We start from the raw sequence: 14,253 nt of genomic DNA, 5'->3' as shown, positions 1-14,253 counted from the left end.
GACCTCACGGTGGTGCGAGCCGGTGTTCCTCAGCTCCTCGGGGCGGGCCGACCGATCAGGCCGCCGCGTCGGGGCTCAGAGGTGACGCGCGTTTCCTCCTCTGCCGCGTACCCGCAGGAGCACCACTCCGGCGACCAGAAGCAGCGCGCCGGCCGCGAGCGGCCACATGCGGGCGCCGGTGTCGGCGAGGCCGCCCTGCGGGGCCGCCGCATTGGCCACCTGGGCCGGGGTGTTGTACGCCCGCGGCGGGGTGACTTCCTGGGTGGCCGCCTTCAGTACCTGCTGCTTCGGCTCCGCGGGCACGCCGGCCTCGGGCTCTGCCGCTCCCGGGGCATCGTCGCCGCGCGGGGGCGTCGCCGGGTTCTGCTCCTCGTTCTCCTCCGCCGGCTTGCTCGGCGCGGCGGGGGTCTCGTCGGGGCCGGTCGTGTCGTCGGGCTTCGGGGCGGCGCCGCCCTCGTCCGGCTTGTCCGTCTCCTCGGGGGCGGGAGGCGCTTCGGCCGAATTGCCGGGCTCGGGCGCCTGCGACTCGTCCGGCTTCGGCGCCTGTGACTCGTCCGGGTCGGGCGCCTGCGTCTCGTCCGGCTTCGGGGCGACCTCGCCCGGACCGCACTTCTGGCCGTTGTTGATGCAGTCCACGAGGTCGCTCATCAGCTTCTCGTCGAAGACGTTGATGAAGTCGCCGTGGTCCGTGATCGGCTTGTGCAGCTGCTCGGGGAAGGAGTCGAGGGCGAAGCCAGGGCCGGGCGGCACGTCGTAGACGATCCGCTGCACCAGCTGGGGAATCGCCCGGAAGCCGTCGGCGCACTCGCCGTTCTCGTTCGCGAAGGACACATGCGTGCGGTGATTGGCGCTGTCGATGTTCTGACCGTCCCAGCAGCTCTGGAACTTGAAGGAGCGCACGACCTTGCTGCCCTCGGGGCAGATCGGGTACTTGTCCCTCAGCTGACGGTCCTCGAATCCCGTGCAGCTCCAGGACGCGTTGGCATTCTTGTCACCATTGGTCAGTGCCTTGGCGTCACCGGTGATGATGCGCAGGAACCGCGGCATGGCGGTGACCTTGCCGACCGGGCTGCCGACGAAGTTCAGCGTCACCTCAGAAGGTCGCTGGATCTCACCGATGTTCTGGTCCTTGCCGCCGCCGTCCGCATTGGCGTCGTTCTCGTTCTGACCGTTCTGCAGACGCAGCACCGGCCAGTAATAGGTCGACTTGTCACCCTGGTTCTGGCAGGTGGTGTCGCCGTTGGCGAGATCGTCGTCGCTCGCGAAAGCGTCATTCGCCTGGTTGCCGACGTAGTCGTGCATATGGTGCGCGCCATTGGCGACACCGGGGGCGACGATGACGTTGTCCGGGTTGAACTTGCCGTTCTCGTTCACCCCGCAGTCGGTGGCGAAAGAGCCGGTCGAAGCGTCATTGCCCGCCTGCGGGGCCTTGACGTTCGGCTGGACGGACTGGATGTCGGCGAAGTCGCTCGCCTCGGGACCGTTGCCGACCTGGCCGCCGTTGTCCTGGCCGCCGTCCTGACCGCCGTTGGCCTGACCCTGGTCCTGACCGCCGTTGCCCTGGTCCTGACCGCCGTTGCCCTGGTCCTGACCGCCGTCCTGGCCCTGGCCCTGGTCGTCGCCCTCCTGGTTGTCCCCCTCGTTCTGGCCGTCGCCCTGGTCGTTGCCGTCATCACGCAGCGAACAGGGAGCGAGTTCGTCCATGCCCTTCGGCTTCTCACCGCTTCGCCCGATGGCGGTCGCGATCCGGTCGATGCTCGCCTGCCGCTTGTCCTTCAGAGGATTGAGAATCGCGTTCTCCGCCAACTGCGGGTCGCTCTGTATCTGTTCCTTCTGATCGGCGAACTTCGCGTACGCCTCGGTGATCTGGCTGTCCATCAGCGCCAGTTCACGGTCGACCTCGGTCCGCGCCTCGACCGGAACACCCGGCAGTGCGTTGGCGACCTCGGGACATTCGATGGTGGAGGCGCCGGCGCTCAGCGTCCCGTCCTGGCCGGACGAGCTTCCTTCACCGGCAGAGGCGAAGGATCCGAACCCGATGAGGCCGCCCCCTCCCAGAATCAGTGCCACGGCGGCGACAGTCGCGCGCTGTGCACCTTTTGGACGTCTTCGCGTCATGCGTCTCACGGGAACTCCCAGGGCTTCACTGCTGGACCGGTTGATAAGAAGCGCTGCGCTCTATACGCGCGAGAGTTCGCCGGTGTTCAAACCTCGCCGAAAGAATTTTTCGATGCCTCCGAGAGCGCCTCGCCCTCGCACAGCGTGTATCCGCACGACCGCTCTTCGTGACGCTACCTTCGGCTTCGTGAATGATCGCACCAGCTTCCGGCGTCCCCGCTTCCTCGCACCCCTGCGCGAGCATCTCCGCGACACCCTGTGGTTCGCCCCCACCCTGGGACTGATCGGCTCCGTCGCCCTGTGGGCGGGCGTCTCGGAGCTGGACTTCGCGCTCGTCCGGTATCTCCAGGACGCGGGAGAGTTCCAGGTGGTGGCCGACTTCACGTCGATCACCGACGATCTCCAGACCATCGTCACGACCATCAGTTCCGCGATGATGACCTTCATCGGTGTCGTGTTCAGTATCTCGCTGGTCGCCGTGCAGATGGCGAGCGGTCAGCTCACCCCCCGCGTCGTGCGGATCTTCGTGCGGAGCCGGATCAGCAAGGCGACGCTGACGGTGTTCCTGGGGACGTTCCTCTTCTCGTTGCTCGTGCTGACGTCGTACGAGAGCGAGTCCGACCCCGAGCTCGTCAAGTCCGTCCCGTTCATCCAGAGCGCGTTGACCCTGTTCCTGGTCGGGGTGAGCCTCGTGCTCTTCATCGCGTACGTCAGTTCGACGCTGCGCCTGATGCAGGTGGGGCCGGTGGCCGACCGCATCGCGAGGGAGTCGTTGCGGGAGGTGTTGCGGCAGCCGACCGGCGGGAAGGACGCCGTCGACATTCCCGCCGAGAGCGCCCGCATCTCGTATCACGGGCGGCCCGGTGTGCTGAGGGACGTGAACGTGGCATGGCTCGTCCGGGTCGCCCGGCGCAATGGAGTCGTCCTGCGCCTCATTCCGCGGGTCGGCGACTACGTCGTTCCCGGGACTCCGGTGCTGGCCGTGCACGGTGAGGCGGGCAGGGAGCTCAAGGCCGTGGGGCTCTCGGCGTCCGTCGGGACGGAGCGCGCGACGTCCCAGGACATCGGTTTCGGCCTGCGGCAGCTCTCGGACATCGCCTTGCGTGCGCTGTCGCCGGCCGTCAACGACCCGACGACGGCGGTGCAGTGTCTGGACCGGATCGTCCTGCTGCTCTCCACCATGGCGCGCCAGCCGCTCGGGACGGCGTACCACCGCGATGCGAGGGGTGCGGTGCGGTTGGTGCAGGAGGTGCCCGGCTGGACCGATCTGGTGGATCTGGGGCTGGCCGAGATCCGTGGCGCGTCCATCGGCAGCCCACAGGTCACACGGCGGCTGATGGCCGCGCTCGACGATCTGATGCTGCTCGCCGCGCCCGAGCGCAGGGAGCCGCTGCTGCGGCATCGTGAGCTGATGGCGCAGGCGGTGTCACGGGCCGTTCCCGAGGCGGCCGAGCGGGAGTTCGCACTCCGGCCCGACCGCCAGGGGATCGGCTAGGTCCTGTCCGGGCGCTCCCTCGAGGATCGCCCGGACAGGGCCTGGGCCCTCACGGGACGTACGTCCCAGGGCGTGCGGGACGGTCAGGGCATCAGATGATGGTCGGGGAAGTTGCCCGGCAGCCGCTCCCCCGCCGGACCGTCGGTGACCGCGCGGACGAGCAGTTCGCCACCGACGAAGGCGCCTCGCCAGGATGCCCCGAAGCCGCCGAACAGTTCGTCCCGGTCGCCGCGCGAACGGGGCTTTCCCTGACCGGTCTTGAACGCCCGGATCTGCGGGGCCAGACGGTCGAAGGTCTGCGGGTCGTCGGTCGACAGGGTGGCGACCAGCGCGCCGTTGGAGGCGTTCATCGCCGCGAGCAGCTCCGCCTCGGTGTCGACCAGGACGATGGTGTCGACCGGGCCGAAGGGTTCGGCGTGGTGGAGCGGGGAGGAGGGCGGCGGCCCCAGGAGGGTGACCGGGGGCAGATAGGCGGAGGTGTCCTGGCCGGGCAGGAACGCACCCTCGTCCAGCGTTCCGCGGTGCAGCGGTACGGCGCCCCGCCCGATGGCCTCGTTCACCTGGTCACCGAGTTCCTTGGCCTTGGCCGCGTTGATCAGCGGACCGAAGTCCAGTGCGGGCAACGGGTCGGACGGGTTCTCCACGGCCAGGGGGTGGCCCGTACGGATGGAGCGTACGGCGGGGAGGTAAGCCGCCAGGAAGTCCGCGAACAGCTCCCGCTGGACCACGAACCGCGGGTAGGCGGTGCAGCGTTGCTTGCCGTAGTCGAAGAGCTTCGGGACGACCGCGGTGAGGGCGTCCCAGTCGCTGTAGTTCCAGATGCCCCAGGTGTTGAGACCCTCCTGTTCGAGGATGTGGCGCTTGCCGAGGTCGGCGACGGCGGTGGCGATGTCGGCACCGGTGTCGCGGCCGCCGACGAAGGAGACACAGCCGATCTCCGGTGAGCGCACCAGTGCTTCCGAGAGCTGGCCGCCGCTGCCGCTCACCAGGGTGATGGGGAGCCCTTCCCGGGCGGCGAGCGCGGAGGCCAGGGTGAGGCAGGCGAGTCCGCCGTCGGTCGGGGTCTTCGCGATGACCGCGTTGCCGGCCAGGGCCTGGACGAGCATGGCGTGGACGAGGACGGACATCGGGTAGTTCCAGCTGGCGATGTTGGAGACCGGGCCGGCGAGCGGGCTGCGGCCGGTCAGCATGGGTTCGATCCCGTCGACGTACCAGCGCACTCCGTCGATCGCACGGTCGACGTCGGCCTGCGCGAGCCGCCACGGCTTGCCGATCTCCCAGACCAGCAGCAGAGCGAGCAGTTCACGGTGTTCGGTCAGCGCGTCGAGGGCGGCCGAGACCCTGGCCCGGCGTTCGGCGACCGGCACATGGCGCCAGGCGCGGTGCTGGTCCAGCGAGGCTCGTACCGCCTGCTGGGCCGTCGCCGCGTCGAGGCGCGGCGGGCCGGCGATCGGACTGCCGTCCACCGGGCTGGTGGCGGGCAGCGGGTTGCCGTCGTGCTTCCAGCCGGCGGCCCAGAGGTTCAGCACCCGGTCGTGCCGGAAGGCCTCGGGGGCGGTGGTCAGGCAGCGCTGCCAGGCGTCCTGCCAGGCGGTACCGGGCTTCAGGGTGAGCGCGGGGGCGGGAGTGGGTGCGGTGAGGGTGGGTGCCATGAGGGTGGTCTCCGCTCGGTAGGAGGCGGGAGGTGCCGGGCAGGCGGCCGCGTGCGGTGGCACACACGCGGCCTCGGTGACCTGGGCGTCGACGACCGCGGCAGACCGGGCCGTCGGCGACGTCCTCAACGAGACTGTGCGAGGCGGTCGATGACGAGCCGTGAGGTCTCGGTCGGGGTGGCTCCGACGCGTACGCCGGCGGCTTCGAGTGCCTGCTTCTTGGCGAGCGCGGTGCCGGTGGAGCCGGAGACGATGGCGCCCGCATGCCCCATCGTCTTGCCCTCCGGCGCTGTGAAGCCGGCGATGTAGCCGACGACGGGCTTGGTGACGTGCTCGGCGATGTACGCGGCGGCCCGCTCCTCCGCGTCCCCGCCGATCTCCCCGATGAGCACGATCAGTTCGGTGTCCGGGTCGTTCTCGAAGGCGGCCAGGCAGTCGATGTGGGTGGTGCCGACGACGGGGTCGCCGCCGATGCCGACCGCGGAGGAGAAGCCGATGTCCCGCAGTTCGTACATGAGTTGGTAGGTGAGGGTGCCGGACTTGGAGACGAGTCCGATGCGGCCGGGCTCCGTGGCGATGTCGGCGGGGATGATGCCGGCGTTGGACTGTCCGGGGCTGATGAGTCCGGGGCAGTTGGGGCCGACCACGCGCGTGCCGCGCTGCCTGGCGTAGGCGTGGAAGGCGACCGAGTCGTGGACGGGGATGCCTTCGGTGATGACCACCACGAGGGCGATCCCGGCGTCGGCTGCCTCGATCACGGCCGCCTTGGCGAACGGCGGCGGCACGAACACGACACTGACATCGGCGCCGGTGGCCTCGACGGCCTGGCGCACGGTCCCGTGCACGGGCACGGCTCGGTCGTCGAAGTCGACGACGGTGCCGGCCTTGCGCGGGTTGACGCCGGCGACGATGTCGGTGCCGGACGCCAGCATGCGCCGGGTGTGCTTCATCCCCTCGGATCCGGTCATGCCCTGGACGAGGACCTTGCTCTCCTTGGTGAGGAAGATGGTCATGTCGTGTCCTCTCAGTGCGCGTTGGCGAGGTCGGCCGCCTGCTGGGCGGCGTCGTCCATGGTGGTGGCCTGCTGGACGAGGGGATGGGCCCGGTCGTCGAGGATGGCGCGGCCGCGGGCGGCGTTGTTGCCGTCGAGCCGTACGACGAGCGGCTTGGTGAGGGTCACCGTCTCCAGCGCCTGGACGATGCCGTCGGCGACGGCGTCGCAGGCGGTGATACCGCCGAAGACATTGACCAGGACGCTGCTCACGGCCCGGTCGGACAGGATGACGGACAGGCCGTCGGCCATGACCTGGGCGGAGGCGCCGCCGCCGATGTCGAGGAAGTTGGCGGGACGGGCGCCGCAGCCGGCGACGACGTCGAGGGTGGACATGACGAGGCCCGCGCCGTTGCCGATGATGCCGACCTCGCCGTCGAGTTTGACGTAGTTGAGGCCCTTGGCCGCCGCGGCGGCCTCCAGCGGGTCACCGTGCGGATCGTCTTCGGAGCCACCCCAACGAGCCTGCCGGAAGCGGGCGTTGTCATCCAGGGTGACCTTGCCGTCGAGGGCGAGGATCGTGTTGTCGGTGGTCCGTACGAGGGGGTTGACCTCGACGAGAAGGGCGTCCTCGCGGACGAGGACCTGCCACAGACTCGTCAGGACGGGTGCGGTCTCGGGAGGCAGTCCGGCGGCCGAGGCGATCTCGGCGGCCTTGGCCGCGGTGACTCCGCGTTCGGGGTCGACAGGGATACGGGCGACGGCCTCCGGCCGGGTGGCGGCGACCTCCTCGATGTCCATGCCGCCTTCGGCGGACGCGATGGCGAGGAAGGTGCCGGCCGCGCGGTCGAGGACGTAGGAGACGTAGAACTCGGCGTCGATGTCGACGGGTTGGGCCAGCATCACCGTGCGGACGGTGTGGCCCTTGATGTCCATGCCGAGGATCTGGCGGGCCGTCACCTCCGCCGCCGCCGCGTCGGCGGCGAGCTTGACTCCGCCGGCCTTGCCGCGGCCGCCGGTCTTCACCTGGGCCTTCACCACGACCCGTCCGCCGAGCCGTTCGGCGGCCTCTCGTGCCTCGCGCGCCGTGTCCGCCGTTTCGGCATCCGGCACCGGGATGCCGTAGTCCGCGAAGAGATCCCTTGCTTGGTGCTCGTACAGATCCATGCCAACCCCTACTGCATCGATTTCACGAGTGAAAGTGCCGCACGCCCCCTGGACACCACCCACCGGATGCGGGATAACAAGCTTCATACAGTATTCGTCGACTGTATGCAATGTACTGGGACGCCGACCGACTCCCCTACGAAGGGACAGGACTTCGCCATGCCCGATGACAACAGCGGCACCAACCCGGAACTCATCTCAGGTGGTCATCTGGTCGCCAAGGCCCTCAAGGCCGAGGGCGTCGAGGTCATCTACACGCTGTGCGGCGGCCACATCATCGACATCTACGACGGCTGTGTCGACGAGGGCATCGAAGTCGTCGACGTACGCCATGAACAGGTGGCCGCGCACGCCGCCGACGGGTACGCCCGCATCACGGGCAAGCCCGGCTGCGCCGTGGTGACGGCCGGCCCCGGCACCACCGACGCGGTCACCGGCGTCGCCAACGCCTTCCGCGCCGAGTCCCCCATGCTGCTCATCGGCGGTCAGGGGGCGCACACCCAGCACAAGATGGGCTCGCTCCAGGACCTGCCGCACGTCGACATGATGACGCCGATCACCAAGTTCGCCGCGACCGTGCCGGACACGGCGCGTGCGGCCGACATGGTCTCGATGGCCTTCCGCGAGTGCTTCCACGGAGCGCCGGGCCCCTCCTTCCTGGAGATACCGCGCGATGTGCTGGACGCCCAGGTGCCGGTGGAGAAGGCCCGGGTGCCCAAGGCCGGGCAGTACCGGGCCTCGACGCGCCAGGCCGGTGACCCCGAGGCGGTGGAGAAGCTCGCCGATCTGCTGGTGCACGCGGAGAAGCCGGCGATCCTCCTGGGCAGCCAGGTGTGGACGACTCGCGCCACCGACGCGGCCGTCGAGCTCGTCCGCACTCTCAATGTGCCCGCCTACATGAACGGCGCCGGCCGCGGCACACTGCCGCCCGGGGACCCGCACCACTTCCAGCTGTCACGGCGGTACGCGTTCTCCAACGCCGATGTCATCGTCATCGTCGGCACGCCCTTCGACTTCCGCATGGGATACGGCAAGCGGCTCTCGCCGAACGCGACGGTCGTGCAGATCGACCTGGACTACCGCACCGTCGGCAAGAACCGGGACATCGACCTCGGCATCGTGGGCGACGCGGGACAGATCCTGAAGTCCGTCACCGATTCGGTCACGGGACGGCTCAACGGCGGCGCGGTCAAGCGCAAGGCATGGCTGGAGGAGCTGCGCGCGGCCGAACAGTCGGCGCTCGAGAAGCGGCTGCCGCAACTGACGTCGGACGCCTCCCCCATCCACCCGTACCGCCTGGTGAGCGAGATCAACGACTTTCTCACCGAGGACTCCATCTACATCGGCGACGGCGGCGACATCGTCACCTTCTCCGGGCAGGTCGTGCAGCCCAAGTCGCCCGGCCACTGGATGGACCCGGGACCGCTCGGCACGCTCGGCGTCGGTGTCCCCTTCGTACTCGCCGCCAAGAAGGCGCGGCCCGACAAGGAGGTCGTGGCGCTGTTCGGCGACGGCGCGTTCTCGCTCACCGGCTGGGACTTCGAGACGCTCGTCCGCTACAACCTGCCCTTCGTCGGGATCGTCGGCAACAACTCCTCGATGAACCAGATCCGTTACGGCCAGGCGCAGAAGTACGGACTGGAGCGCGAGCGGGTCGGCAACACCCTCGGCGACGTCCACTACGACAAGTTCGCCCAGATGCTGGGCGGTTACGGCGAAGAGGTCCGCGACCCGGCCGACATCGCGCCGGCGCTGCGCCGTGCCCGCGAGTCCGGGCTGCCGTCGCTGATCAATGTCTGGGTCGACCCCGACGCGTACGCCCCCGGAACCATGAACCAGACCATGTACAAGTAGAGGAGCCCCCTCATGACCAAGGCTCTTGAGGGCGTGCGCGTCCTCGACATGACACATGTCCAGTCCGGTCCCTCGGCCACCCAGCTGCTGGGCTGGCTCGGCGCCGACGTGGTGAAGCTGGAGGCGCCGAGCGGCGACATCACCCGCAAGCAGCTCCGCGACCTGCCGGACGTCGACTCGCTCTACTTCACGATGCTCAACTGCAACAAGCGGAGCATCACGCTCAACACCAAGACGGAGCGCGGCAAGGAGATCCTCACCGAGCTCATCCGGCGCAGCGATGTGATGGTGGAGAACTTCGGCCCCGGAGCGGTGGACCGGATGGGGTTCACCTGGGACAGGATCCGGGAGATCAACCCGCGGATCGTCTACGCCTCCATCAAGGGCTTCGGCGACGGGCCGTACACCAACTTCAAGGCGTACGAGGTCGTGGCGCAGGCCATGGGCGGCTCCATGTCGACCACCGGCTTCGAAGAAGGTCCGCCGCTGGCGACCGGCGCGCAGATCGGCGACTCGGGCACCGGCGTCCACGCGGTCGCCGGCATCCTCGCCGCGCTGTTCCAGCGCGAGTCCACCGGCCGCGGGCAGCGGGTCAACGTCGCGATGCAGCACGCCGTGCTGAACCTGTGCCGGGTGAAGCTGCGGGACCAGCAGCGGCTCGCACACGGTCCGCTCGCGGAGTACCCGAACGCCCAGGACACGGCCGAGGCCGACGAGGTGCCGCGCAGCGGCAACGCGTCGGGCGGCGGACAGCCCGGCTGGGCGGTCAAGTGCGCGCCCGGCGGCCCGAACGACTATGTGTACGTCATCGTCCAGCCGGTGGGCTGGCGGCCGATGTCGGAGCTGATCGGCCGGCCGGAACTGGCCGAGGACCCGGAGTGGTCGACGCCGGAGGCGCGACTGCCGAAGCTGTCGAAGATGTTCCAGCTGATCGAGGAGTGGTCCTCGACGCTTCCGAAGTGGGAGGTGCTGGAGCGGCTGAACGCCCACAACATCCCCTGCGGTCCGATTCTTTCCACCAGGGAAATCATCGAGGACGCGTCGCTGGTCGCGAACGAGATGGTCGTCGAGGTGGCGCACCCGCAGCGCGGTTCGTTCACCACGGTCGGCAGTCCGCTCAAGCTGTCGGACTCCCCGGTGGACGTGGTCACCTCGCCGCTGCTCGGCGAGCACAACGAAGAGGTGTACGTCGGCGAGCTGGGCCTCGGCGACGAGGAGCTGCGGCTGCTGAAGACGAGTGGAGTGATCTAGTAGTGACGACGGCTCACGACGAGGGCAAGGAAGCGGTCCGGGCACTGCTCGAGACCGTACGGGCCGAGGGGCGCGGCGCGCTCACGGCTCCGGAGGGCAAGACGGTCGCCGACGCGTACGGGATCGCCGTGCCGGGCGAGGCGCTGGCGCGGGACGTGGACGAGGCGGTGCTGTACGCGGACCGGCTCGGCGGCAAGGTGGTCCTGAAGATCGTCTCCCCCGACATCCTGCACAAGACGGATGCCGGCGGGGTCATCGTCGGTGTGCGGGGCGCGGCCGAAGTGCGCGCGGCCTTCCGCAAGATCGTGGAGAACGCCAAGGCGTACGCGCCGGACGCACGCATCGACGGTGTGCAGGTGCAGCAGATGCTGCCGCCGGGCCAGGAGGTCATCGTCGGCGCGGTCACCGACCCGACGTTCGGCAAGGTCGTCGCCTTCGGGCTCGGCGGCGTGCTGGTCGAGGTTCTGAAGGACGTCACGTTCCGGCTGGCGCCGGTGACGGCGGACGAGGCGACGTCGATGCTGGACTCGATCCGCGCGGCCGAGATCCTGCGGGGGGTGCGCGGTGCGCCCGCGGTGGACCGGTGGGCGCTGGCGGAGCAGATCCGCCGGGTGTCCCAACTGGTGAGCGACTTCCCGGAGATCGCCGAGGTCGACCTCAACCCGGTGATCGCGACGCCGGACGGGGCCGTGGCCGCGGACATCCGCGTGATCCTCGCCGACGAACAGCCGGTGAAGCGCCGCACATACAGCCGCGAGGAGATCCTGACGTCGATGCGGCGGCTGATGAAGCCGCAGTCGGTGACGGTGATCGGTGCGTCCAACGAGCAGGGCAAGATCGGCAATTCGGTCATGCGGAATCTGATCGACGGCGGTTTCTCGGGCGAGATCCATCCGGTGAACCCCAAGGCCGATGACATCCAGGGCCGCAAGGCGTACAAGAGCGTGATGGACGTGCCGGGTGAGCCCGATGTGGCGATATTCGCGATCCCCGCGAAGTTCGTCGCGTCCGCGCTCGAAGAGGTCGGACGCAAGGGCATCCCGAATGCCGTGCTGATCCCTTCCGGGTTCGCCGAGACCGGTGAACACGAGCTCCAGGCCGAGATCGTGGAGATCGCCGAACGGCACGGCATCCGCCTGCTGGGCCCCAACATCTACGGCTACTACTCCACCTGGCAGGACCTCTGCGCCACGTTCTGCACGCCGTACGACGTCAAGGGCGGGGTGGCGCTGACCTCCCAGTCCGGCGGTATCGGCATGGCGATCCTGGGCTTCGCCCGGACCACGAAGACCGGTGTGTCCGCGATCGTCGGGCTCGGCAACAAGTCCGACCTCGACGAGGACGATCTGCTCACCTGGTTCGGCGAGGACCCCAACACCGACTGCATCGCCATGCACCTGGAGGACCTCAAGGACGGCCGGGCCTTCGTCGAGGCGGCGCGGGCGACCGTGCCGAAGAAGCCGGTCGTGGTCCTCAAGGCAGGCCGTACGGCGGCGGGCGCGAAGGCGGCCGGCTCGCACACGGGCGCCCTCGCGGGCGACGACGCGGTGTACGACGACATCCTGCGGCAGTCCGGGGTGATCCGGGCTCCCGGGCTGAACGAGATGCTGGAGTACGCGCGGGCGCTGCCGGTGCTGCCGACTCCGACCGGCGACAACGTCGTGATCATCACCGGTGCCGGCGGTTCGGGTGTGCTGCTCTCCGACGCCATCGTCGACAACGGCCTGCGGCTGATGGAGATCCCGGACGATCTGGACGCGGCCTTCAAGGCGTTCATCCCGCCGTTCGGCGCGGCCGGGAACCCGATCGACATCACGGGCGGCGAGCCGCCCTCGACGTACGAGGCGACCATCCGGCTGGGGCTCGAGGATCCGCGGATCCACGCGCTCGTCCTCGGCTACTGGCACACCATCGTCACACCGCCGATGGTGTTCGCCGAACTCACGGCGCGGGTGGTCGAGGAGTTCCGCGCCCGGGGCATCGAGAAGCCGGTCGTGGCATCGCTCGCCGGTGACGTCGAGGTCGAGGAGGCGTGCCAGTACCTCTTCGAGCGGGGTGTCGTGGCGTACCCCTACACCACCGAGAAGCCGGTGGCGGCACTCGGTGCGAAGTACCGGTGGGCCCGTGCGGCCGGTCTGTTGGGGGGCGGCCGATGAGCTGACCTCTCCCGAGCGAGTGCGAAAGGTATTGGACAGGGGGCGCTGGCCAGCTCTTTCGACGCAAGGGGTGAAAACCGACATGACTACCACCGACATCTCGACACCCGTCGCCTTCAGGGAGGTGACGGACCGCAACGGCCGCGTGTACCGCCTCGGCGAGACCGATATCGACATCATGGGCCGTAAGCGCAAGTGGATGGTCATCCTGCCGTGGGTCGGCATGATGGGCATCAGCTCGGCCGAGTACGCGTTCGCGTCGGCCGAGGACACACTGCACATCGCACACAGCTGGAACAGCGGGCACATCTTCTGGATGCTCGGTGTGTGGGTGTTCTTCCAGGCGGCGGTGGCCTTCCCCGCCGGAAAGCTCAGGGAGAGCGGCAGACTGCCCGCGCGCTGGGCGATGATGTTCGGCGCAGTCGGCACATTGCTGGGGTATCTGTCCCTCGCGTACGCGCCGCATGTGATCGTCGCGTACATCGGGTTCGGCATGTTCAGCGGTATGGGCGCCGGCATGGTCTACGCGACCTGCGTGAACATGGTCGGCAAGTGGTATCCGGAGCGCAAGGGGGGCAAGACCGGCTTCGTCAACGGCGGTTTCGCCTATGGTTCCGTGCCGTTCGTCTTCCTCTTCACCGGCTACATGGATCTGACGAACTTCCGCTGGGTGCTCGTCTCGGTCGGTCTCTTCCTGGCCGCGATGGTGGCCGTGGCCGGCTACTTCTTCCAGGACCCGCCGAAGAACTGGTGGCCTGCCGACGTCGACCCGCTGCGGCCGCCGGACGACCCCCGGGCCCGCCGCGCCCTGGCGATGAACCCGCCCGCCGTACGGCAGTACACGCCGAAGGAGGCCTGGCAGACCGGGCGGGTCGCGCTGATGTGGTTCTGCCTGCTGTGCACCTCGGGCGTGAACATCTTCGGCATCGCGTTCCAGGTCGACATCGGCAAGGAGGCCGGCTTCGCCGGCGGAATCGTCGCCACGGCCATGTCGCTGAAGGCCATCGTCAACGGCACCGGCCGAGGGGTGATCGGCTGGCTGTCCGACCGCTACGGCCGCAAGCGGTGTCTGATCTTCGTCTGTATCGTTCTCGGACTGTCGCAGTACGGGATCCTCTGGTCCGCCAACATCGAGAACCTTCCGCTGTTCCTGATCTTCTCCAGCATCTCCGGGTTCGGCGGAGGCGCCATCTTCCCGATGTTCGCGGCGATGACGGCGGACTACTTCGGCGAGAACAACAACGCCTCCAACTACGGGCTGGTCTACAGCTCCAAGCTGGTGTCCGGGCTGATGGGATCCGGCATGGGAGCCGTCGTGGTGAGCAACTGGGGTCACAGCGGGGCGTTCACCCTCGCCGGTTCGATCTCGCTGTTCGCCGCGTTCATAGCCCTGTTCCTGACCCCACCGGGCCGGCCGAAGTCCAAGAGTCTGGCGGCCAACCCGATGCCGATCAGCCGGGACGGCGACTGAACGGACGGGTGACGAGGGTGTCGCCGCGGGGGGCTGCCGCGCCCCGATCGACCCGTCGCGGCGGCCCCCCACCTCCGCGCCCCCCCACCGCTCCCCCC

Annotated in this window: 9 protein-coding genes; 5 read left to right on the top strand and 4 right to left on the bottom strand. The window is 69.0% G+C overall.

What is annotated here, in order from left to right; all coding sequences use genetic code 11:
* Positions 1–75: 75 nt before the first annotated feature.
* Positions 76–2,070: a DUF1996 domain-containing protein gene (locus tag ACFWU3_RS35845; protein ID WP_384445725.1), complete on the bottom strand. Its 1,995-nt coding sequence runs from the start codon at positions 2,068–2,070 to the stop codon at positions 76–78.
* A 235-nt stretch (positions 2,071–2,305) separates the two neighbouring features.
* On the opposite strand from ACFWU3_RS35845, the gene ACFWU3_RS35840 reads away from it, so the two are divergent.
* A complete protein-coding gene (locus tag ACFWU3_RS35840; protein ID WP_384445723.1) occupies positions 2,306–3,613 on the top strand; it encodes a DUF2254 domain-containing protein in 1,308 nt (435 codons plus the stop codon).
* An 83-nt stretch (positions 3,614–3,696) separates the two neighbouring features.
* Here the strand turns inward: ACFWU3_RS35840 and ACFWU3_RS35835 are convergent, their stop codons facing one another.
* From ACFWU3_RS35835 to sucC, 3 genes are all read right to left on the bottom strand, one after another.
* Positions 3,697–5,265 (bottom strand): aldehyde dehydrogenase family protein, encoded by a 1,569-nt coding sequence (locus ACFWU3_RS35835; RefSeq protein ID WP_384445721.1) that lies wholly within the window; start codon positions 5,263–5,265, stop codon positions 3,697–3,699.
* A gap of 125 nt (positions 5,266–5,390) precedes the next feature.
* A complete protein-coding gene (gene sucD, locus ACFWU3_RS35830) occupies positions 5,391–6,278 on the bottom strand; it encodes a succinate--CoA ligase subunit alpha (protein ID WP_384445719.1) in 888 nt (295 codons plus the stop codon).
* A gap of 11 nt (positions 6,279–6,289) precedes the next feature.
* Entirely contained in the window at positions 6,290–7,423 is a 1,134-nt protein-coding gene (gene sucC, locus ACFWU3_RS35825) for an ADP-forming succinate--CoA ligase subunit beta (RefSeq protein ID WP_384445717.1), read from the bottom strand.
* 159 nt (positions 7,424–7,582) lie between these two features.
* On the opposite strand from sucC, the gene ACFWU3_RS35820 reads away from it, so the two are divergent.
* The 4 genes from ACFWU3_RS35820 (at position 7,583) to ACFWU3_RS35805 (ending at position 14,155) form a co-directional block, all read left to right on the top strand.
* Positions 7,583–9,277 carry a thiamine pyrophosphate-binding protein gene (locus ACFWU3_RS35820; protein WP_384445715.1) on the top strand — a complete coding sequence of 565 codons (1,695 nt, stop codon included), beginning with the start codon at positions 7,583–7,585 and terminating at the stop codon, positions 9,275–9,277.
* A gap of 12 nt (positions 9,278–9,289) precedes the next feature.
* Entirely contained in the window at positions 9,290–10,528 is a 1,239-nt protein-coding gene (frc, locus tag ACFWU3_RS35815; protein WP_313943099.1) for a formyl-CoA transferase, read from the top strand.
* 2 nt (positions 10,529–10,530) lie between these two features.
* Positions 10,531–12,684 carry an acetate--CoA ligase family protein gene (locus tag ACFWU3_RS35810; RefSeq protein ID WP_384445713.1) on the top strand — a complete coding sequence of 718 codons (2,154 nt, stop codon included), beginning with the start codon at positions 10,531–10,533 and terminating at the stop codon, positions 12,682–12,684.
* Between the two features lie 82 nt (positions 12,685–12,766).
* On the top strand, positions 12,767–14,155 hold the full coding sequence (locus tag ACFWU3_RS35805) for an OFA family MFS transporter (protein WP_384445711.1): 1,389 nt from the start codon (positions 12,767–12,769) through the stop codon (positions 14,153–14,155).
* Positions 14,156–14,253: the final 98 nt, after the last annotated feature.

Origin of the sequence: Streptomyces sp. NPDC058685, assembly GCF_042714725.1 — a bacterium.
GTDB lineage: Bacteria > Actinomycetota > Actinomycetes > Streptomycetales > Streptomycetaceae > Streptomyces.
This window is presented reverse-complemented; position numbering and strand designations above follow the sequence as displayed.

Coding starts and splice junctions, on each gene's coding strand:
- ACFWU3_RS35835 (WP_384445721.1), bottom strand. CDS start 5,265: ATGGCACCCACCCTCACCGCACCCACTCCCGCCCCCGCGCTCACCCTG.
- sucD (WP_384445719.1), bottom strand. CDS start 6,278: ATGACCATCTTCCTCACCAAGGAGAGCAAGGTCCTCGTCCAGGGCATG.
- sucC (WP_384445717.1), bottom strand. CDS start 7,423: ATGGATCTGTACGAGCACCAAGCAAGGGATCTCTTCGCGGACTACGGC.
- ACFWU3_RS35820 (WP_384445715.1), top strand. CDS start 7,583: ATGCCCGATGACAACAGCGGCACCAACCCGGAACTCATCTCAGGTGGT.
- frc (WP_313943099.1), top strand. CDS start 9,290: ATGACCAAGGCTCTTGAGGGCGTGCGCGTCCTCGACATGACACATGTC.
- ACFWU3_RS35805 (WP_384445711.1), top strand. CDS start 12,767: ATGACTACCACCGACATCTCGACACCCGTCGCCTTCAGGGAGGTGACG.